Annotated in this window: 21 protein-coding genes and 1 pseudogene; 6 read left to right on the top strand and 16 right to left on the bottom strand. The window is 28.5% G+C overall.

Annotated features, from left to right (window positions below):
• Positions 1 to 12: 12 nt before the first annotated feature.
• The 5 genes from KEC93_RS26640 to KEC93_RS26130 form a co-directional block, all read right to left on the bottom strand.
• Positions 13 to 582, bottom strand: coding sequence for a hypothetical protein (locus KEC93_RS26640; protein ID WP_238892976.1), 570 nt, complete (start codon positions 580 to 582; stop codon positions 13 to 15).
• A complete protein-coding gene (locus KEC93_RS26145; protein ID WP_077869050.1) occupies positions 576 to 1,328 on the bottom strand; it encodes a ParA family protein in 753 nt (250 codons plus the stop codon). Before KEC93_RS26145 ends, KEC93_RS26640 begins: the two co-directional genes overlap by 7 nt.
• A 290-nt stretch (positions 1,329 to 1,618) precedes the next feature.
• Entirely contained in the window at positions 1,619 to 1,864 is a 246-nt protein-coding gene (locus KEC93_RS26140; protein ID WP_077869049.1) for a type II toxin-antitoxin system Phd/YefM family antitoxin, read from the bottom strand.
• A 1,634-nt stretch (positions 1,865 to 3,498) separates the two neighbouring features.
• Complete coding sequence (locus tag KEC93_RS26135; protein WP_077869048.1) at positions 3,499 to 3,852, bottom strand: hypothetical protein; 354 nt, start codon at positions 3,850 to 3,852, stop codon at positions 3,499 to 3,501.
• 120 nt (positions 3,853 to 3,972) lie between these two features.
• Positions 3,973 to 4,137 carry a hypothetical protein gene (locus KEC93_RS26130; RefSeq protein WP_172462721.1) on the bottom strand — a complete coding sequence of 55 codons (165 nt, stop codon included), beginning with the start codon at positions 4,135 to 4,137 and terminating at the stop codon, positions 3,973 to 3,975.
• A gap of 213 nt (positions 4,138 to 4,350) precedes the next feature.
• Here KEC93_RS26130 and KEC93_RS26125 point away from each other — a divergent pair, with 213 nt between their 5' ends.
• Positions 4,351 to 4,524, top strand: a complete 174-nt coding sequence (locus tag KEC93_RS26125; RefSeq protein ID WP_172462720.1) for a hypothetical protein — start codon at positions 4,351 to 4,353, stop codon at positions 4,522 to 4,524.
• A 1,828-nt stretch (positions 4,525 to 6,352) separates the two neighbouring features.
• Here the strand turns inward: KEC93_RS26125 and KEC93_RS26120 are convergent.
• Positions 6,353 to 6,808 (bottom strand): transposase, encoded by a 456-nt coding sequence (locus tag KEC93_RS26120; RefSeq protein ID WP_276517175.1) that lies wholly within the window; start codon positions 6,806 to 6,808, stop codon positions 6,353 to 6,355.
• Positions 6,809 to 7,463: 655 nt separating this feature from the next.
• A complete protein-coding gene (locus tag KEC93_RS26115; protein ID WP_077869047.1) occupies positions 7,464 to 10,646 on the bottom strand; it encodes a S8 family serine peptidase in 3,183 nt (1,060 codons plus the stop codon).
• Positions 10,647 to 11,017: 371 nt separating this feature from the next.
• Between KEC93_RS26115 and KEC93_RS26110 the strand changes: the two genes are divergently transcribed.
• Positions 11,018 to 11,338, top strand: a complete 321-nt coding sequence (locus KEC93_RS26110) for a hypothetical protein (RefSeq protein WP_002582491.1) — start codon at positions 11,018 to 11,020, stop codon at positions 11,336 to 11,338.
• Between the two features lie 532 nt (positions 11,339 to 11,870).
• On the opposite strand, the gene KEC93_RS26105 is transcribed toward KEC93_RS26110, so the two are convergent.
• The 5 genes and pseudogenes from KEC93_RS26105 to KEC93_RS26085 form a co-directional block, all read right to left on the bottom strand.
• Positions 11,871 to 12,089, bottom strand: a complete 219-nt coding sequence (locus KEC93_RS26105; RefSeq protein ID WP_139357403.1) for a hypothetical protein — start codon at positions 12,087 to 12,089, stop codon at positions 11,871 to 11,873.
• A 461-nt stretch (positions 12,090 to 12,550) separates the two neighbouring features.
• On the bottom strand, positions 12,551 to 12,940 hold the full coding sequence (locus tag KEC93_RS26100) for a hypothetical protein (RefSeq protein ID WP_077869045.1): 390 nt from the start codon (positions 12,938 to 12,940) through the stop codon (positions 12,551 to 12,553).
• A gap of 311 nt (positions 12,941 to 13,251) precedes the next feature.
• Positions 13,252 to 14,397, bottom strand: coding sequence for a replication initiation protein (locus KEC93_RS26095; protein ID WP_077869044.1), 1,146 nt, complete (start codon positions 14,395 to 14,397; stop codon positions 13,252 to 13,254).
• Positions 14,398 to 14,641: 244 nt separating this feature from the next.
• Positions 14,642 to 14,767, bottom strand: a pseudogene (locus tag KEC93_RS26635) (type II toxin-antitoxin system YoeB family toxin); the annotation flags it as partial.
• Complete coding sequence (locus tag KEC93_RS26085) at positions 14,760 to 15,026, bottom strand: type II toxin-antitoxin system RelB/DinJ family antitoxin (protein ID WP_077869042.1); 267 nt, start codon at positions 15,024 to 15,026, stop codon at positions 14,760 to 14,762. The gene KEC93_RS26085 and the pseudogene KEC93_RS26635, both read right to left, overlap by 8 nt.
• A 650-nt stretch (positions 15,027 to 15,676) precedes the next feature.
• On the opposite strand from KEC93_RS26085, the gene KEC93_RS26080 reads away from it, so the two are divergent.
• Together KEC93_RS26080 and KEC93_RS26075 are read left to right on the top strand one after the other, a co-directional pair.
• Complete coding sequence (locus KEC93_RS26080; RefSeq protein WP_207715214.1) at positions 15,677 to 16,063, top strand: helix-turn-helix domain-containing protein; 387 nt, start codon at positions 15,677 to 15,679, stop codon at positions 16,061 to 16,063.
• Positions 16,064 to 16,079: 16 nt separating this feature from the next.
• Positions 16,080 to 16,868: an ImmA/IrrE family metallo-endopeptidase gene (locus tag KEC93_RS26075; protein ID WP_077869041.1), complete on the top strand. Its 789-nt coding sequence runs from the start codon at positions 16,080 to 16,082 to the stop codon at positions 16,866 to 16,868.
• Between the two features lie 223 nt (positions 16,869 to 17,091).
• Here the strand turns inward: KEC93_RS26075 and KEC93_RS26070 are convergent, their stop codons facing one another.
• Both KEC93_RS26070 and KEC93_RS26065 read right to left on the bottom strand, forming a co-directional pair.
• Positions 17,092 to 17,556 carry a hypothetical protein gene (locus tag KEC93_RS26070; protein ID WP_077869040.1) on the bottom strand — a complete coding sequence of 155 codons (465 nt, stop codon included), beginning with the start codon at positions 17,554 to 17,556 and terminating at the stop codon, positions 17,092 to 17,094.
• Between the two features lie 104 nt (positions 17,557 to 17,660).
• Complete coding sequence (locus tag KEC93_RS26065) at positions 17,661 to 18,365, bottom strand: hypothetical protein (protein WP_077869039.1); 705 nt, start codon at positions 18,363 to 18,365, stop codon at positions 17,661 to 17,663.
• A 532-nt stretch (positions 18,366 to 18,897) separates the two neighbouring features.
• On the opposite strand from KEC93_RS26065, the gene KEC93_RS26060 reads away from it, so the two are divergent.
• Together KEC93_RS26060 and KEC93_RS26055 are read left to right on the top strand one after the other, a co-directional pair.
• Positions 18,898 to 20,178, top strand: coding sequence for an AAA family ATPase (locus KEC93_RS26060; protein ID WP_077869038.1), 1,281 nt, complete (start codon positions 18,898 to 18,900; stop codon positions 20,176 to 20,178).
• Positions 20,166 to 20,903 carry an RloB family protein gene (locus KEC93_RS26055; protein ID WP_077869037.1) on the top strand — a complete coding sequence of 246 codons (738 nt, stop codon included), beginning with the start codon at positions 20,166 to 20,168 and terminating at the stop codon, positions 20,901 to 20,903. Before KEC93_RS26060 ends, KEC93_RS26055 begins: the two co-directional genes overlap by 13 nt.
• Positions 20,904 to 21,145: 242 nt before the next feature.
• Here the strand turns inward: KEC93_RS26055 and KEC93_RS26810 are convergent, their stop codons facing one another.
• Both KEC93_RS26810 and KEC93_RS26050 read right to left on the bottom strand, forming a co-directional pair.
• The gene (locus tag KEC93_RS26810; protein WP_274597765.1) at positions 21,146 to 21,271 is read right to left on the bottom strand and encodes a hypothetical protein; all 126 of its coding nucleotides are present in this window, start codon (positions 21,269 to 21,271) and stop codon (positions 21,146 to 21,148) included.
• Positions 21,272 to 21,429: 158 nt separating this feature from the next.
• Entirely contained in the window at positions 21,430 to 22,068 is a 639-nt protein-coding gene (locus KEC93_RS26050; protein WP_241394874.1) for a replication initiation protein, read from the bottom strand.
• Positions 22,069 to 22,568: the final 500 nt, after the last annotated feature.

Raw genomic sequence — 22,568 nt, 5'->3', positions numbered from 1 at the left:
ATATATTATTTTTTATAATTTTTTCTCTAAATCTTTTAATACTTTCTCCAATGTTCCATTTAAATATATATCAACAAATTCAGCTTTTTTATATCCTAAAATTTCTGATATTTTTTCTATTTTTTCTACTGTATCTTGTGATAAATTGTAATTAGGTCTTACTCTCTTATCACTGGTAAACTTAGCTATTATATCCTTTTTTCCAATGGAAATTGTTTTAACTATTGTAACTTTCTTTGTTACATTTTTAGTACTATTTTTATTAACTTTATTTGTATCATTAACAGTTAATTTATCTGTATCGCTATTAATAACATTATCAGTTACACTAATTGTATTATTATCAATAACATTTTTAGTATCTTTATTATTTACAATATTTATATCATTTATATTAACATTTTCTGCTACGTTATCAGTATCAGCATTAGTTATATTTTCTGAACTATTATTAGTAATATTATCTGATACAGATTCATTTATATTATTCGTAACAAAACTTGTCACCAAATTTCTCTTTTCAGTATCATTTAACGGTTTAGCCACAACCGGTTTTATTACATCTTTCTTTTTTCTTACCATGATATTATCTCCTTTGCTACATTGTTATAAGCTATAGAACCATCAAACTTTTCACCAGCATATTGAGTTATACTTTCAAACCTCATTACTGCATCTTTAAATTTAGTGCTGGTTTTAATGTAATCTGTGAAAACATAATATTTTTCTTTTAGCATCTCAGCAACTTCTCTGCTGTGATTAGCTCTGCCGTCATACATAGTTATAAGTACTTTTACATCTTTTAATTTCTTATTAAATTCTTGAACTTGTTTAACAGTTTCATTTAATATTCCAAGAGCTCTAAAAGAAAGATACGATGCATCCGTTGGAGCTATTGCATAATCTGAGGCAAATAAAGAATTTATTGTAGTATTTCCAAGTGATGGACTATTATCTATAAGAATATAATCAAAATTTTTCTTAGCATTTTCTAGAGCTTTATCAAATACTGTTTCCCTTCCCATTACTCCCATTAAATACATTTCTATAGTAGAAAATTCTATGCAGCTAGGAACCATAAATAAATTTTCATTTCCAGTTGGAACTATTACCTCCTCTAATTTCATCTCTCCCCTAAATACATTTTCTATACTTGCATAATGTTCTAGTGGGTCAAGTCCAACATATACACTCAAACTACTCTGTGGATCCAGATCTATTATTAGTGTTTTTTTACCCATTTTACTTAATTCATATCCTAAGTTATATGTTGATGTTGATTTTCCTACTCCACCCTTATTATTTAAAATACTAATTACAATGCCCATTTTTGTCACTCCTCTGTATATCATTTTCTTTGATTTAGTTACAGATTCTGTTACAATTAAATTAATCCAATTTTGTAACATATTCTATAACTACTTTAGTAACTCAAATAGTTAATGCCACTTTACTATTTGGGTTACTATTTTTTTAACCAAATTTTTTACTAATTATGTTACAAATTTATTTACAAATATATAACATAGATTAGTACATTTTTTGTTACTAAATAATACACTAAAAACGTAATATAATTTATAACTAATTATATTACATACTTTATAACAATTTATATCTATGAATCAATCTCTTTTAAATCACTATTTTCCAGTTCACTTAATGATTTATAGAGCTTAATCAAATACTTAGGATCTTTTAAAATCTTTATATTTTCAAGCATATTATTATATTCATTTTGAGATATTAAAACAACATTTTTATTATCTTTTCTAGTTATAATTACAGTCTCATCCTCATCATTTACCTTGTCGCAATATGCTTTTAAATTTTCGCGGATATTCGTATAATTAACTGCTATCATTTAATCATCTCCTTTTTTCTGTACAGAATATAGTACAGTATTATTATAAACTATTTTTTTAAACAAGTGTATAATGTTTAAGTTTTCTCAAGGCATTTTTTTCAGCTTAATATTCTTTTTGGAATTATTTATAACTATAAATTTTAAACATGTACCCTTTATTTTTGTGTAGCAAAACATAGTATAATTTATTAAAAATATTTAAATAAGAGGTGAATATTTCCCTCTACCATCTTCACTCATAATTTTATCTTTAATTCCAGGTGCGGAAAGAAACAACCCGTTAAACCTTTCCGCTATGCTCCAAGCTCTAACATTGTTACTTTCCTTAGTGGATTCTCCAAATAAAGCTAGTGCCTTAAAGGCTTCACCTTCAAGTCAAAGGTAGTAATAAACAAGCTTATTTTTATTCCATAATTGATAAAAAAGTATGTTGATAAAGCATTAATCTACCTTAAGATTATTTCTTTAAAGCTTGCCTATTACCTTAAATTAACTCGCTACGCTCACACAAAAGTAAGAAAAGTAAAAGCCATAGTTAATATTTCTTATGTTTAGATAAGCTTTGTTCACTTAGCATATGAAAACTTATTATATAGATTTATGGCTTGTACTTTTCATTGATGAGATGGCCTGCGGCAGCAAGGAATAAATATATAAAGCCCACTTCGTGGTCTTTGTGGCATGGCCACTCAATTTCTTAATATATTACGTACGTAATAACTAGATAAGTAGATTTCTATATTACTATATATATTTTTAATAGCATTACACCTATATACACATTTTTTAAAGGCCAGGCTTTTTTCTTTTCTCTTATTCATGGAATAGTCTAGTTTGTACTCATAATGTAACCTTATTCATAAATTGTTCTTTCCTCTATGTATAGAGCTAGACAAACAACAACTTATCCCGTTGGTCTATGCGTGGTTGACTCCAAGTGTGGTGGCGGGTGGGACAGGTTGCATTTCCTAAACTAATAGGGATAAAAATAGTATTCCCTATCAATTTAGGACAAGGTAACTAGTCCCACCCTAGGAAAATACTAAAACTTTAGTATGTAGGTCAGACAAGCTGACAAGGCTTTTGGTGGGCTTGGACATGCACTCACAAATGTAACAGAGATATATTGAAGTGTAAGTGCAAGTCCATCTTGTACAGGCATAGCTATAAACCTTTATAGTATAGGAATTAAATCCCCTCGGTAAATCCAATCTCTAAAAATAATGAATAATATTATCTGGAAATTATTTTTAGGGATACGATTTATCCTCGCTGTTACTTACTGTTAGATAAGAAAAAGTATCAAAAAGCCTATCCAAGACCGCCCCCTGTGTGATGCTGGAGAACGCCTTTAACAAGTTTTTTCAACCACCAGGGTATATTTATTCAAAATTATAGTAAAGACACGCTATGCTTTTGGTCTTGACTATAATTTTAAATAAATATGCGTAGTCAATATGAAAAATCTATGTGGTCGTATGGTGCTCGAAGAGACAAGCTTTGCTTGTCCATGTTTATGAGTGGTGGGTGGGATTTGATAGCCCTAAAAGATTTTCCGTTTTTTAAAGATGCGGTTAAGTCTTTCCAAATTTTTAAATTTATTCATAGGGGATTTCTCACCCCTTATGTACTTAAAACGGCAATTCATCTGAACCTACACATTTTAATACGCTCTCATAGTCCTTTAAAAGTTGCTCTTCCCGAATCTCTTCCCTGTCAATAAAATATCCTTCCTTTTCTCTTGATCTTATAGATTTCCACGTTTTATACTCTTTATCAGTAATGCTGTAAATGCCTTTTCTGCCTATATGCTTATTAAACGCTATAGTTAAACCATAAATACTTAAACGTGCTCCATTAAATTCTATAAGTTTTTCACCAGTTTTAAGCCTGTAAGCAACCTCTGAAAAGTTACAATCTTCTAAGTTGCTTAAGGATTGATACTCTGCGATTAGTGTTTTAGTTAAATATTTTCTTTTATCCATTTCTGACTACCACCTTTCGAGTACCTCACCCCTTATTTATATTGTACCCATTTTAAAAAATCTTATACAATTTTTGGTACAAAAAAAGGTATCCATTTTGGAATACCTTATGTTGAAATTTTATCTACCTAAACACATTTTCATATATGCCCTTAGGGACTCGGCAACGCTTTTTCCATTTCCATAACAATATTTTTCAAAGTCCGTATATAATAGCACTTCACATTCAAAATGAGCTTGCTTAGTTGGCGGTTTTACTTTCTTAGGCCTATATTCATTTGGCATGTTTTTCCCCTCCTTTGGTGCCCCCATAAGTACACGTTTATTGTATGTTTGGAAGAACCTTTGATAATTATTACACTTTGCTATATTGTGCCCATATAACCAGATTATATACAATAATTGGTATCAAAAATAATACATTTTGGTGCAAGCAATACAGAATATATGTTCCCATTTTAGGGAATAATTATAATATAAAGATTTGGAGGTCTTAACATGAGATATTTTACATTTACCAAATGGCTTACTACTAAAGAAAGCTTCAATTCACTTACTCACTACAAACAATGGCTTTCTTTTTTATCCAAAGATGAAGCACAAAAAACTGATTTATATTATCATGAAAAATGCTCACATTGGCAAAAATGTCTGCAAAATGAATGGGATTAATTCTAGTCCCTGCCCCTTTTTATTGTCCAAAGTGGACAACCTTGAGAACCTGCATAACTGGACAAGCCATTGGCATGTTTTTGACAAAGACTATACCTCATAATAAGTGTTATATGTAAAGAGCAAAAGCGCAGCGTGTCTTTATATATAACACTTATTATGATAGACTTGTGTTCCAAAAACACCTATACCTTTACCTTATTGGTACGATTTATGCTCTCTTAATCCTTGCTTGCAAAGCAATTCACATAAACTAGCTTGTGCTCCATTACTGTCAAAATATACATCATCCAAGTTTCTACTAAAACTATCTCACCCTTTCTCTATAATAGTTACAATTCTATTCACAATTGGGGCGGTCTTGTACTAGCCTGCGGCTTGTTCCTTTATGGAGTTTGCGATTGGATTGAAGCGAAGTTGTGTCTTTTAGCTAAAAATATCTACATTCTTTAAATTTCAAATATATTTTTTGCTATAGGACACAACGAGCGGAAAGACAAAAGCGAGCCCATAATGGGACTCGCATGCAGGCCTGTATAAGATGGGCCTGCCCTCGCACTTCAGGAAAATTTTCCCCTATACTTGTGAGGGCAGGTCCAAGTCCCCAATTTCCTTGTCAGCTTGCCTGACCTACTCTCTCTAATGTTCTTTCTTTAATTCACCTTAAATCTTCTCTATAAGCCTGATTTTGCCCTTGTGGCACAAAATAATTTAATGTATGTCAAGATAGCCTGTACATTTAGCTAAATAACGTTTCCCGAAGTGTTCTAGCTGAAATATAAAGAATACAATATCATTTTTACATTTTCTTAAGTAAAATCTAATAACAAAAATAATATCATAATCTTTAATTATTTTAGCTTGGACATTATCGGGACAACGACTTATTTAGCGAAGTGTACTTGCCTTCTGCGCCCATCAGGTACCCAAACAAGGGACTAGTCTAATGCATAATAGCTCTTAGTATATAGGAGGTTGGAGCTTGCCGGAAAACTCCTATATGCTTAGAGATATATGCTGTATGACCTGTCCCTTTTTGGGTGATGGATTAAGCGCCCAGAGAATTACTGAATAAAATAACTTATCCTTTAAAAAATACGTATATAGTAGTAACTAATGTATCTATAGGAATAAGCATATATGATTAATCAGATGTATATGAATATATTAATAATTACTTACGTAGAAAAATAAGCAAAAACTATGGAGTGGCTCAGCCACAAAGGAGCACGCAGTGCTCCTTAATAAATTTATTCATTGCTGCCGCAGGCCATAAAAACATTAAGAAGTACAAGCTATAAGACGATACTTTCAGGTAATTTATACTAGATGAATAGAGCTTATAAAAAATGCTTAAATGTCTTGTTACAGCTTGTACTTCTTTTCATTTGCTTGAGCGTAAGCGAGTTAAAATCAAGGTAATAGGCTAGCTTTAATAAAATAACCTGCAGCTGGGACTATGCAATATCAACACACTTTTATATAAATACTGCAGCAATAATAAGCTTGCCTATTACTTCCTTATTGGCATTAGTTATCTCTTAAATCTATGAATTTCTATAAATAAAAAGAATGATATACTAGTGGATAATAGATCATTCTAAATAGTGGTTATTATTTATTTAATAAGGGGTAAATAATGTATAACTATCTTATACATTTATGATATAGTATTCTAGGTTGTTGAATAACTAATTTTTACAAATAATTATCTAAGAAATTATAGATTTCAAGGATATTTTCTAGTTTTTATCCCTTGCTGCTTTTTATTAAATTCATCTATTAAGTATGCTAATAATACCCACTTTATATGACGTCCGTATCAGGCTTACCCATAAAGTCTTGGGTTTTCTAAGTTATATAATCCCTTTGATACAGAGAATAATTGCTCTATTTTTAATCTATTTTTATATAATTTGGATCCGATATGAGATTGAATAAACAAAGCATTTTCATATCGTTTATCAGTAAACAACTCAATACTTTTAGCCTTACGTATATTTATATCAGTTAATAAATTAAATTCTAAGCTAGAAGCAATTTCAAACCATTCTACTGAATTATATACTGCATCTGCAAGCACTAAAAATGGATTATAAATTTTAGCTTCATATAGTAAATCTGAGACTTGATTGTCATAAACATTGGCTGTTGTTAAATGAAAATATAAAGGAATTATAATATCACTAACTGCTGCAATACAGTGTAGTTTATAACCTTTATAGTATCCAGGGCGTGTACCCTTGCCGTATTTAGCTTCGCTATCGTATTTTGAACTTCTTATTTATCTGCACAGTGCTGTAGTATAGTATTACGTATAAAAAATACCACGAATTTACTCTGCATAAAGCAATACTTCAAAAACAATATAACTAATTATAGTTTGAATAATTTAGCTATACATGGAATATATATTCAATAAAAAAACAAAATAATAATAAACGGGAGTATATATTATGAAAATAAAGAAATTTTTAATATATATTCACCTTTACTATAATTGCAGAAATACAACCATCTCCAATTGCTGAAGTTCCAGAACAACAAATATTCCCTATTTCAACCACTTATAAACAAGGTATCTATTCACTTTCTTTGTTCAATTGATATGAGGTTCCTGCGAAATTATAACTCAAAATGCCACTGCAGCCTTAATAACAGCTGATAGTATCGGTAAGCTTATGCAATTTATACACTTAGATGAAACGGATGAAATTGTAAAACTAGGCACTCTTCATGAGGGAGATATTGGGATAGTGCTCGGCACTGGAGAAGTAGTTGTTTCTCCCTTTAAATAACTACTTAATGTAGCGATTGTAATCACTCCACACATTACATTAAGATTATCCTTTCAAATTTTTTACATGATTAACTTATACTATCTACAATTTGTTCAATTTTAGAATTGCGTAAAAAAATATTTTTTTATCTTAATTTATTTAATAATAAAATTTTGGAATTCCTCTTTTATTATCCAAGCCAGGTATAATTGGAGGTATAAACATATTTTGTCTCACTATTCGACTTGATTCAGTAGTAGTAAGTTCTGAAAGTCTTGTTACTCCAACATAAACATCCGATATCTTATACCACGTTGCATAATCAACTATTCCTGTTTGTGGCAATCCAAATATTTGTTGAAATGTTTTTACTGCTTTTGCAGTTTTCGGTCCATAGAGCCCATCTTCTGCAACTTTGGGAATTAGTGGGTAATCTCTAGCTATTCTATTTAATTGACCTTGTATTGCCTTTACTTCTGGACCAGATTCTCCAATGACTAAATTATATCCTGGATATGACATTGGGCGTCCAGCAACCTTTTCAGCTGTAACTAATTCAATATCATTTCCATAATAATATTTTAATATTTCAAATGGTGCTTTACCTTGTTGTGCTAATTCTTGACTTCCCCATTGGCTTAACCATTGCGGACAAGTAACACTCTTTCCATCACAGTATTGGGTGAAAAGAGGCTGCTTCTTTCCAGTTCTTTTCACATAGGTGGAGAAAACCTCATCTACAATCTGACTTATATTATCATAGATATTTCTGCCATAATTAAATGCCTGGTCATAAGCTGTAGAGCTTGTAATATCAAAGTTCTTACCCTTCCCTCTATACCACTCAGTAAAAATTCTATTTAATGTAAAAGATATTATACAAAAAATATTTGCTCTTAATGCTGACTCTGCCCAAGTTGAATATATTTCACATGAAGCAACATTTTTAATATAATCTTTAAACTGTACTTTATAGTTTGGTGCTGATGGATCATCTGGAACTCCTTGATGGACAATAACATATTCTGGAACTACAGGCTCGGGTAATACAACTCCTGATGTTGGTGGTGGTAGTGGCTTCTCAGGATCTTCTGGTATTTTCGGTGGATAATTTCCATTTAATACAGGTGGTTGTATATTTATAACTTCCTGTCTCATACTTCCTCTTCCTAAATTGCTTTCTAAATTAACTATTTGGTAAGCAACTCGTGTAGGAAATACCTGACATCCCCTTATTACTACTGGATTAAATCCAGCTTTTTCAACAGTTATATCGTATGAGCTATACGGTGTTTGATTACTATTTGGATTTAAAGAATATTCTATAGGTGGTGCTTGTAATTCTATTACTTGAGTTAATCCAGCTACATTTGTAAGTAATTCAATATTATTAGCATTTTCAGAACCTGTTGTTCCTCTAACAGTTATCTTAACTCCATTAATTGGAATATAGTCATTGCCCCAAAAGCACTGAACTTTTAATCCGCCAGTGTTTGATTTACCATTTCCATTACTTCTATTGTTCATAGATTTCCTCTTTTTATTTTTTTTCATAATATTATATTTTCTAAGAGTATTATTTGTTACTATCACTTCTTTATGTTTTACATATCGCCTAGATAAAATAGAATTTAAGTCAGCTTGAAGTAAATTGAAACTATTAAGTGCACATACTTCTCCATAGCCCCATAATGGATTGGGATACGTTACATCTGTACGTCTTCTCTGAGCACCTTTTAATAAATAATATTTCAATCTTAGCCCAAATAGGTATAAATCATTTCCCTTGATTATCCCCCACTGCATCATTAATGCACATATTCCTGCAACTTGCGGTGCTGCCATTGACGTACCTGTTTTACTATCATATCCTCCATTTGGTACTGGTCCAACTATCTCTTCTCCCGGTGCGACTAAATCAGGTTTTACTAAATCTCCTTTATTTTGTGCTCCCCGTCCGCTAAACGACGATAGATTGTTAGTTCTATAATTATAGCTCCCAACTGCAATAATATTGTCTACTGTTGCTGGTATCCCTAAAGTATTATATTGGTTTGGTTCTAAAAATTTTGTCGCTGGATTAAGCCCTTCAAGTACTGGGAGCCATATTGAATATTCGCCTAAATATTCATTCAAAACATTTATTTCCAATGCCCATACACCTTCAGCAAGAAATCCAGTTCTAGCAGAAAGTATTATTTTTATTTCACTATTTAGTTCAAAAGGTTTTGGACCTGATACATATATATCATATCTATTACTTCCTATAGTTCCTTGAATGTATCCTTCCCGTATAGTAATATTTCCACTACTTTGACTCATTGGGTTTATTACATTAATTGATATATCAGGTAAAATCGGCTTATATAAATTCATAACAATTGACTTCTCTTCACTTGCAATATTAAAAATTTTCCTTTGAGTTTTTGTTAGTTCGCCTCCAACATGGTGTCCAGCATCTCCTTCATTACCAGCTGCAATAACAATAGCTACTCTCTCTAGGCTTTGAACCGTTCTAATATATTGCTCTAATAGACTACTCCCATCGTGAGCTCCATCATTTGTACTTAAGCTAATATTAATAACTAAAGGCATATTTAGTTCTTTGCTTCTATCTAGTAGAAACTTAATTCCCTGCATAATCTGTGAACTTAAAACTGCAGTTCCTCTTGCTGCTTTAACCATCGCTATTGATGCATTAGGCGCTGCACCTCTATACATAGGGTTTATGTTACCACCAGCACATGCAATTCCTGCAACATGTGTTCCATGTCCCGTATTATCAATAGACGGAACTATCGAATATGGATTAGAAGACTTTATTGCTTCCTCTATCATTTGCTTATTATAAATATTTCCACCAGTACTTAAATCATAGATATATTCTATCCTTGTCGTACCAGCAGTATTCATAAATGCTGGATGTGTATAATCTATTCCTGAATCTACAAACCCAACTAATACTCCTTCACCTGAAACATCAAAGTTAGGAGCTAATTGGGCAATACAAGAGACTCTATTACTTTCCTGATCTTGTTCATACAGACTCTTTGGCAGTTCTATATACTGAATTGCATTACTTAATGATAATTGCTCTAACTTTTCTCTAGGTATATTAACTACAGCAAAATTAAATCCTAGATCTTGAAATTTTCCACCTAATCCTTCAATGAATGCTTTTGTTTGTTCTGGAGTACCCCTATATAAGATAGTAAGTTCTAGATTATTATCTTGACTTTGATATTTATATCCAAGCTCATCCAATATTTCTTTTGGTACATTAGTTAATAATCCTATTAATGCGTCAGCTTTAGAAGAAACTTCTCTTTGTATCTCAGCCATAACAACCACGCTCTAAATTAATATATATAAACATACTATGCTGACAACTATCTAGTGAAACAATTAAGTATGTAACCCTCAAAAATATTTTTCCTAGTTCCTTTTTCTCATAAACTCATACACATGAATCTCTCCCATACGACTTTTAATAAATTCAAAGTACTCATAGTGACGATACGAAACTAAAATTTTTGCCTTTTAGAATGGTTCAACACAAAAAAATGTAACACTCAGTTCTTGACAGTGTAAAACTGAACTTATTTGGGTATTGATCCTTTAGAATTTTGTAAAAAATAATGCTAACCTGGATATTATATGGAATGTATATTTTAATCAAAAACACAAAAAATAGACTGAAGTGAGGTGTTAGTATGAAAATCAATAAATTTTTAGCAATTTTTTTAATATCAATAATTGCATTTACAGAAACCCCAAAAGCTCTTGTTAAATCAGATGTTTATAAACAAGGTATTTATGACATTTCTGAAGCAAACCCATTTCGTGCTACAGCTAAACTTGTTAAAGCAAATGGTGGCATTACAAGTTTAAGTATAGTTGACTCAACTGGTAATCAAAAATTTTATAACAGATTCGATACTGAAAATGAATCTATAAATTTAGGTTTTATTAATAATGCTGATCTTATAGCAATAGTTGGTAAGGGGGAAATAGCCATTACTTTTTCTAAATAAATAGAAATTTAACATATAGTCCATTCTTTTGAATAATTTAATACTTACCACATTCTCACCAGAAATAGATGCAGTATTGTTTCAAATTCGTTCAATCCATTATGCAAGCACCATTGGGCAATGATATTGCATCTCACAATTGTATTAATCCGTCATAATCATCATATACCGTATTCTTTATAAAATGTGACAAGAAAATCTTTTCCTATTTTGTACATGCATTTTATCTGTAGGATTTACTCAAAACACATAGAATAAAGGTTGATCAGATAAGAGAATATTCATGATAAAGCTTTTTTAAAATTTATACTTAATTTCTTTAAAAGTTAGGAAATGGTTTGTGGGCTTGAATATAGAAATATGATTTTATATAAATTTTAATGATAAATTGCTATTATATTTCAACAGACAATCAAAGGTCTATAATTCCAATTAGCAATATGAAAATAAAATTTATATACATTGTTTTGCATACTAGAATGGTCTTTATATAAGAAATGAAGATAAATTGGCTAAAGAGGTACACAATAGATTACCCCTTATTTTCCAAAAGTTCTTTTTCAAATTTTTTTGAGAAGTAAATTAAAATATTTATCATAACTGTAGTTGTTAATAAAACAGGAAAAATCCAATTTTCTTTAAAACTAATTGTTAAAAAATCAATTAAACTTAATATGCTTACCATTATGTTATATATACCCTCAATTCGTAAATATTCTTTTTCATTAAGGATAACATATTTTTTTTTCACATTATTAACTTTAAAATTAATAATGTTTGTAAATATATTAAAGTAACAGCTAATACCCATTATAGCAAATATAAGGAATAATACTCCAAATAAATATTTTAATAAGAAATCAATATATTCAAACATACAATGGTCCTTTCTCTTAATATTACTGATTATTATTATAAATATATTAATTAAACATAGTATATGAAAATCCTTTTTTATTATTGAGATTGTTACGTACATTAGCCAAACTTTTCTGCGAAACTCTTCTAATCCTTAATTTATCTTATAGTGATCAGAAAAGAATAAAACCTAGTAATTTCAATGGTTTATAGGCTTATAATAGGAAAGTTGGCTTAAGTAATATTCAAGTTAAATACAATAAAAATATAAAAAAACAAGAGAATAGTCATAAATACTATAATCTTGTTTTTTATATATATTAATTATGTTGAAAATAAACTTTTAAAATAATTTTAATATTCTCCAACTTCAACATAACCACTAGAAGAAACTATTCTATCATAAGTAAGATATCCACCAGAAGAATTTGGACTACCAGTACCCCAACCTGAACAGCCTAGAGTTGTTTCTATTACTACGCACCAATCAGGGTACTTAGAATTATACTTTGCTATAGTTGCCTGTAAATCATCATATACGGCTGCTACAGCACCTTGTATAGTACTAACAGCTAAAGCTCCAGGAACACTCTTTTTTACAAGAGCAGCAAATAGGGACACAACTGCGTTTATTTTAGTAGCGTTATGAGAATTTACAACCGCATCAATTTCAGCTACAGTTCCAAATCTTGCTTCAAATTCTGATTTTGGTATAAAAGTATATACAGTTTTTGTATTTGACATAATATCGTCTCCTTAATTAATTAAATTTTATTAAGCTGTTTGAGGTTAGCTAACTCATTTGCTTTACACTTACTAAAAGAATATTTCTATGAATTTTGTAAACCTAAATTTAATTAAATTTATTTTTTATTTCATTAACGATTGAATTTATTGAATCTAAAAGGTTTAACTTATCTGTTCTGTTAGTTCCCTTATTATATTCTGCTTGGGAAATATGCTTAAATTTCAAAAAACTTTATGAATGATAGTATTTAATCTTAAACACCAAAAAAGGAAACCTAATTTAATAGATTTCCTTATGGATTTAATCTTTACTTATCCCATCCAAGCAGCTTTCTCTCCAGATCATCATAATCATACTGCCTTGGTTCAAAATTATTAAACCGTAGCTTTTTAGAATCATCTGCTTCGTCATTTAAAGATTTATTATTTAAATTTTCAAGTATTCCTGTCAAATACTTAACTGGTGCTGTTATCTTTCCTTGTTTTGATTTGTTACACATTATAGATACCCCATCATAAACCAGAACCTCACCATATTTTAACTTAAGTCTATGTATTGTTGAATCTGCTATGGTAAATCCTGATTTTTTTAAGTATTCAGTAGCATCTAAAGTTTCCTTTTTATCTTTTAACAAAGATTCTTCATAAGAGCTATCATCTAATTCTAAAGCCAACTCGTCAATTGAAATTTGCTTATTTATAGCCTTGTCTTTACTGAAATCATATATTCTAGGCTCTAAATCTTCAACAATAAAAGTTAAGCTTTTTACTGATCTTCCTGCTTTATTTTCTTTATAAGACACTTTCATATTTAACTTTTGGTTTATTTCCTTTAATGCCGGCTCTACAACTTTAGTTTTGAAGTTAAAATACCTGTCATAAGATGTGCCTTCCTCAATCATAAGCCACTCTTTAAGCTGATCTATTGTATGCGTAACTTCCTTATTATGCCCGCTCCAGACTCTAAATAACTCATAAAACCTTTGAGTATAATAACCATTTGCCTGTCTTATCATCTTTAAATTAATTGGTGAATATCCAAGCTCCTTATACCCCATTAAAACCTCATAAAGATCTTTATCCAAGTAACAATTAAATTTAAGAGTATCTTTATCTACCACAACTTTGTTAATAAGTGTTGTAATCACATAACTTTTTTGTTTTTCAAATCTGATAGGAATTTTTATAAACTTTTCTAAGCTTTCAGTTAGTGCTTTCACTGTATTTTCTTTTTTATTCTTAACAATGCTGCTTAGCTCATCAATTGTTAAAACAGCTCTTAACTGGCTGTCATTTTCTTTCTCAATTTGGCATTTATATAAAATCTTATTAAAAATCTTATATTCCACGCTAGTGATGTTAATATTACTTTTAATAAGCGTATTACTCTTAAAAAGTACCTCACTAATATCTTCCGCTTTCTCTTCATCAACTATACTAATATCAGAATTCATATGAGCCTCCAGTTTAGGCACATGAAAGGAAATAATAGATAATCATATTGGTCTATTATTTTTTTGCTTTTGCCTAAGTCTTATTAAATAAATAATATCATTAAAACTACTAATCTTCAAACAGGTAGTTTTAAATCCTTAAAAAGTAGTTTTAATATAAAAATTTTAGATATTCTTCAACTGAAACTTTGGTTTAAAGTTTCATAAAAAAAAAGCTGATGGTTACAAATCTAATTTTATATCCACCAGCTTTAGACGCATTACGTTCAATATCTTTAATTAGTTGACTAATTCTCTTTAATGTCTTTCTATCCTGTGACTGCCAATAAATATAATCATCCAAAGCTTCATCAGACCATACTTTATTTATTATCTACCTCAAGAATGTCTTCTACTAAACCCTTTCCTTCATTAAGCTGAGTTATGGATTTTTTCAAATTTGCCATATTACTTTCACTATAAAATGGATCACTTGCAGTGATTTCAAAAGGTATTTTACGCTCCCTTACAACTGCTTTGGCAAAAATAGTGAATGCAGTTGTCATATTCATGCCAAAATCGGCAAAAAGAGCTTCTGCTTGTTTTTTTAATTCTTCATCCATACGAACATTAACTGTTGTTTGAGCCATAATATCACTCCTTTTAGTTCTATATATACATTATATGATAATATATGTTTTTTGTAAATACAATGTAATTATATTGTATACATATATTTTATTTTTATTCATTTTAAAATACCCAAACTATCCAATCAGCCTTTTTTAAGATCTCCACAGATTTTACTGGAATATAAATTCCTAAGGAATAGAAAATATATGATTGAATCTACTAATCTTTATTATAGATAAATCTTTTTCCTTAAAAAGTAGTTTTACGCCCTTAAAAGGTAGTTTTTAATGAATTTCTATCGTAAATTTTTCCTTAAAAAGTAGTTTTAAATCCTTAAAAAGTAGTTTTACGTCCTTAAAAAGTAGTTTTACGTCCTTAAAAGGTAGTTTTAAATCCTTAAAAAGTAGTTTTAACATCAAAAAAATGGCTTGTTTACTGGGCTCAAATGGTGCCTAAATACATTAAATACATTAAATACATTAAATACATTAAAACAACTGTTGTTTTTTTGTTTGAAAATATGAATTTAAGTTTTTCTTTTTGCAACACTAATCAATCTTACAACATGCTAATATCTATCCACTTTTAGCATAATGTAAAAAAAAATTTTACAATCTGTATATTTTTTTTACATTTTAACATATAATAAGGTTAAGGAGGTGTTTGCATGAAAAATTTTGCAAGTAATATAACTATAGATAATTTATTTGATAATAGAAAAGCTGTAGGTTCCAAATTGCTAGAAATAATGAAATCTAAAGGTCATACTAAGGTATCATTTTCTAAAGTAACAGGTATAAGCAGACCAACCTTAAATAACCTATTTAAAGGCGAAACTGATAACAAGACTACATTTACAACTCATATAACTAAAATTATAGAAACTGTTAATATCACATTAGAAGAAATAATTAATTACAATGAAAATAAAATCGCTCAAAATGTAGCAGTTTTTTCAGATAATGCTCCAACTGAGCATGAGCATGACCCTAAAGCCAAAGAAATGTTTAATGTATTAGATGATATTTTACATTTATGTGAATTATATTATTAAAAAGTAGGTGAAATTCATGTCAGAGCTTATAACCAGCAAAAATTTAGATCAAGTAATAGAAAAAAATTTAAGAATTAAAGATGATATAATTTATTATAGAGACCGCTTGCTCAATGATTTAAATTTAAATAATGCTGTAAAAGCGGAAGAAAAACTAGCATTTCAAATTTTAAAAGATAAAGGATTAATACAACTGCCAATAAAAGATAGATTTTGGGGTGGGGCTATTTATAAAAAAGAAAATAAGAGAATTCCAGTACTCAATACTGCACAGCCAAGAGTATATCAATACTTTGTAGCCTGGCATGAAGTTTATCATTTATTATACGATGAGAGCTTAACAGAAAGTTCTCATAATGTCTTAATAGATCCAGATTTAAATGAAAGAAAAGCAGACTATTTTGCTGCTATGATAATGCTTGGAAATGTTTATAATTATTATAACAGCTTAAAAGAAGAGAAATTTATAAATAAGATTATATATTGCATGGATTTATATAAAGCTCCATATAAGGTTATTTTAATAAATCTATATGAATCAGCTATAAACAATAAAAATGATGAATTAAGAAAATTAATATTATATAATTTTGATAATAAACCTATAGATTTAGTTAAAAAATTTCAAGAATTAGAACTAGATGATGAATTAGTAAAACCATCATATGTAGTTAGCATAGGAAATTTAGAAAAAAAGATTAAGAAAGCCATGGAAGATGAGTCTGATGTTTCAGCTCATGAGTCAAATTTATATTATTTAAAGCAATTGGGTGATGAAATTCAAAAGCTTATTAATAAGGAGTAGACTACCATGGATAATAATTTAAAAGATTTTTTAATTAATAATCCTAACGCTAAAACAGCTATAATTTATAACCTTTAAATCAAATAATTTTAGTTGAAAATAATTACCTAAATATATATAATCAAACATTTGTGGAGTTAATATATGACGAAAGTTTGTATATTACATTTTAATTAAAGTCACATTAAATGTAACGGAATTTGTTACATTTAATGTGACTTTTTTAGTCATTACTATTTTCAATCTCTTGCCTTAATTCATTTAGAACCTTTTTATATACAATATAACATTGAAATTCTCCTTCTTGTTTTCTTAATTTGTTAATAAACACTATAAAAACAACTACTATATAAACTATCATTACTAATATAAATAATACATTAAAAAGCTGATCTGATTTAGTAGCCGTTTGACCTTTGTTAAAAGTATTTAAATTAATAAGATTAGGAATTAGTAATGAAAGAGTCGTCGCAAAAAAAGCATATAATATAGATAAGTATGGTGACTTTTTAGTTTCTATATTTTCTTCTATTCTTTCAATTTCTAAATCTATAAAATCAACATTTTCATATCTACTATCATTTTTACATCTATCTTTGATTTCACTTTTAACGTTAATATATTCCTCATGCTTACTTGAACTTGATATATTATCAAACGATTTAATGTAATTACGCAATCTATTCATTTTTTAGTACCTCCAAATTATAATTAATATATAAAACTAATTAAATTTTATATATGATTTGCAAAATTTTATATAATAATTTTGCAAATCACTTTTAGAATAAACTAATACTTATATCTTACATATACAGCTGGATCGCCATGCCAATATTTTGATAACATTACTCGTCCAGATTCAATTTTTCTGTCTAATTGTTGAACTTGAGAATTAGGTGCAGTCCAGTTTGCATCTATTACTTTAGTTATATCTTGACCTATTTCGAATGGCATAAGTATTATAATGTTGGCTTGTGATGATGGTAAACTTGGATTTATAGTAAATCCATTAAAAGGAACAGCCGTTTCTAAAATAAATTCTTCGTTTTGATTTTTGTTTATATATTTACTAAAAGTAAATGTAAAGTACTGCTGACCTGCTGGAATTGTTATTATTTGTTTAGAATTCTTTAATTCCATATATTCTTCCATAGTCTTAACAGAAGAATTTACACCTTCAACAGTTGGTGCTGCTATAAAATTATCTAATGACTGCCTCATTAAAGATTCAAGCTGAGCAACATTTTCTATACTTGTTGGATCAAAGTCTTGTTGTTGTGCTTGTTCACCATTAGGCAAGTAAAACTTAACTTGTCCAACTTCACTACAATCAGGTAAAACAAACTTTATTTCTTCTGTTAAAGGATTTGCTAGTCTAATATTTGATGTTATTCTTGCGATATCACCTTTTGCATTCTCATATCTTGATAATGCAGTAATATCTATAGTTACTGATTGAGTTAATATTTCTAAGTTTTTTATTGATTGTATCATATTCTTTGTGTGACTGATCTTAAGCAGTCTACTCCTTCCTTGTTTTAAAATTTTTATTGTTTTTAATTAGCTGAAAATTTCAAATATCTAAGAAGGAACAATTTTTTTACAATATTTTCTAATTGATATCATATATAAACCTCCAAATCTCTGATAGAAAGTTGAAGTTTCACTATATTTGTGTTACAATTTGCTTAGATTTTATTAAATATAGTGTGAGAAAGCCTATCAGTGTTTTCTCTTAAAAGGTAGTTGGCGCTACCTTTTTTTATTTGCTCAATATAATTTACATCGATATTTACAATCGATTTTTTAATATATTTTGCAAATAGTTAAGGTAAAGAACTTTTTAGTGCTGTTTTACCTCTACTGTTATATTAACCCAAGAATTAAGAATTGTCAAATTATTTTTAAAATAAATCGCGAGTAAAATGAACTTTATTTATTATTTTTGTATCTTTTTTGCAAAAACATGGTTATAATATACGTATATGCACAATATATTTATAAAAATGTTATATGGAGGATTGAAATGATATTAGAATTTACGGTAAAAAATTTCTTATCTATAAAGGATGAAGTAACTTTAAGTATGGTAGCATCTAAAGACTCTTCATTTGAAGATAATCTTTTACCATATGAAGACGGAAAGAAAATTAAAAATGCTTTAAAATCAGTTGTTATATATGGTGCTAATGCTTCTGGAAAGACAAATGTATTAAAAGCATTACGGTTTTTCAGATGGTTTATAAGTCATTCTCATGAAATGCAGCAAGGTCGTAAAATACCAATTGATACTTTCAAGCTTGACGAAGATTTTCATAATAAACCTAGTGAATTTCAAATTATTTTCATTCATAAAGAGATAAAATACCTTTATGGCTTTTCTGTAACCGAGGACGAAGTTTTTGAAGAATATTTATATTACTATCCAAATGGTAGACAAAGTACAATTTTTACTAGAAATAAAGATGAGTATACATTTACAATTGATGTAGAACGTCAATCTGAATTAAAAAATAAATTTAACTCAAAAAATAAATTATTTATTGCTATAGAAAGTTTATGGGAATATGAAAAAGCAAAAGCTCCTTTTGAATGGCTTAATAATCATTTAAAGGTTTTAATTAATCATGATCGTTTGGAGGCATACACTGGATCAAATATGCATAAGGATAAAAAATTTGATTCACTTGTTAAGAAGTATATAAAACTTGCAGATGTTGGGATAGATGATGTATCTATAGATATACAGAAAACTGAGGATGCATTAAGTTCAGAAAAACTTAGCTTCTTACCTGCCGAAATCAAAGATAAAATATTAAGTGAAGCTAAAGATTCAAATTTTATAGATATTAAGATGATTCATAATTATAAAGATAAAGATGGAAATATTATTAATTGTCCTTTTGAATTTAATCAAGAATCAGATGGAACTCAAAAATTCTTTGGTCTTTTAGGTCCATGGATTGATGCACTCGTAAAAGGATATACTATTGTAATCGATGAACTTGATATCAGACTTCATACACTTTTAGTAAAAAAACTCATGGAAATGTTTTTAGATCCTGATGTGAATAAGAAAAACGCTCAATTAATATTTTCAACACATGATACAAACCTACTTAATTCAGATCTTTTAAGACGTGATCAAATTTGGTTTACCGAAAAGAAGGAAGATAAAAGTACTGATCTTTATTCCTTATATGACTTTAAAGGATTACGAAAAAATATAAGTATAGAAAAAGGTTACCTTCAAGGGAAATATGGTGCAATTCCAGTGTTAAAGGGTGATTGGAAATGGGAGGATTAAAAAGAACTGCTGAAAAATCCAGGGAACAGCTTAGAAAAAAGCGAAAACAGAATCCTACGATCCTTATTATATGTGAAGGTAAAGATACTGAAACAATTTATTTAGAAAATTTTAATTCTAAATATACTAAAGTTGATGTTAGAATTGCAGACAGAAATTCAAAAGGTAAAAATAAAGGAAGAGCTACTGATCCAGAAAACTTAGTAAAAAAAGCTATTGAAATTCAAAATAAAGATTACGATATAAATGAAAAAGATGGAGATCGAGTTTGGTGTGTATTTGATGTTGATATAAATTATAACAATAATAACGCAGTGCAAAGTAAAATAGATGAAATACAAAAGGCTAAAATATTATCTAATAAAAATCACATAAGACTTGGAATATCAAACCCTTGTTTTGAGCTATGGTACCTTATGCACTTTGAGTACACTACAGCTAATTTAAAGGATTATGATGATGTGAAACAAAGATTAGATAAGCATATTGCAAACTATGATAAAAACAAAAATGTTTATGATCAACTAAAGCCTTATCTTAACGAGGCTATAGCTAGATTAAAAAAACTTAAACAATATCATGAAAGCTTAGGTAAAACACTTCCAAATGCTGAAAGTGATTACTTAAAAATTACTGCTGAAAACATTGTAAAAAGTAATCCTTATACAAATGTTAGTGATTTGATTGAGTATATGGAATCTTTAGAACATGGAGAAAATAATTAATATTTATTTTTCTATTTCCAATTTAATCTCTACTATAATTAAAACTTCCATATTTATTATTCTCTTTATACGCTTAAAAGATAAATATATAACTAGATATCTATATTAATAAGATATCTAGCTATATATAAAACTATCTAAAATCACAAATACATTATAAAATAAGTTAAAAATGTTGTTATGAAATTTGTAACAACATTTTTAACTTATTTTATAACATAATTTGTTATTTAATGTATCCATTATTCCTTATTCCAACCGAGTAGATTTACTTCTAATTCGTTATAATCATAAGTTCTTGCTTCAAAATTATTGAATTTATTATTAATAACCTCAGTTACTGTCCAATCATCTTTTATTGCCTGCATCATGGCGCCTACTAAATTATTTAAATTTTTAAGTTTACTTATGATATTATATTTTTCCTTAACCTTTTCAATATCATAGTCAGCAGCATTAAGTATTTTATAAGCTTCACTATAGCTTATATCTCCAATAATATTTTTTACAATGTTAATATCATCATCTATGCTTTCTCTTCTTCGTATTCAATATATAAATCAGTCTTTGAATTTATTTCATTGACTGCAACACTTATTACTTTCTGCTTTAAATTTGCATATTTAGGGTATTGTTTATCATCAATATCTAATACACATCTAAAATCATCAATGGTAATTGATCTGATTCCTATCTTTTCATATTGCTTTAGGAGTTCATATAATCTAAATGAGTAGGTGCTTTTAAACTGCATTATGTTTTTTAATTGATATTTGGTGTACCAATCTAAATTTAAATAAAATGGCTTTAATTCTTTGTTTACCTTTAATGTTAAAATGCCATCTTTATATTTACATATATCTACCCAATGATATTTTTCAAACTCTCCAGTATTTATGTCTTTTATTTTAATAACTCTTTGCATAATGGAATCTGTAATATTATCAATATCCCTATAAAATCTGCTATCGCTTGTATTTAATATTTTTATTAGTTCTTTGGTTTTAAATTTATACTCTTTAAAATCATCATCATCTTTTTTAATCATACTTGCTAGCAGTCTGATTAATTTCTGTTCCATAACAGTTAATGTATAAGATGCTTCAATCAGTCTATTGCTTTGATATATCCAATTATTGATCATGCTTTTTAGCTCATTAAGCATTTATTATCACCTCGCATTATAAATATAACTTATTTGTAATTGGGTATCAATAAGTTAAAATATTTTATAAAAAATCTAGGCAAAATATTGATATCACTTGATTTAGATACTGTAGTTCAGTTCACTATCGAAAGGTTATATTTAAGTAATTTTCACTATCAATAAGTTATACTTGACTATCAAAAGGTTATATTTGAGCTATTGAAACATAGATATATCAAGGCTTTCAACTATGCCGAAAACATATTAAAACAATATATATAAAACTATATAAAACAACAACAGACTATCAATAAGTTATACTTAGATCATAAGTACCATAAATAAGTTATAGTTGGACTTAGAAACACATCATATCTAGGTTATATTAAATCAATTTTCACTATCAAAAAGTTATATTTAAAAACTTATTGTTTTATAAATGATTTAAACTATTTGTAAAATAATAAGAAAACATATATTGTTGTTGTTTTTATAGGTCATAAAAAATCATTAATATT

The organism is Clostridium beijerinckii, assembly GCF_018223745.1.
Classification (GTDB): domain Bacteria; phylum Bacillota; class Clostridia; order Clostridiales; family Clostridiaceae; genus Clostridium; species Clostridium beijerinckii.
This window is presented reverse-complemented; position numbering and strand designations above follow the sequence as displayed.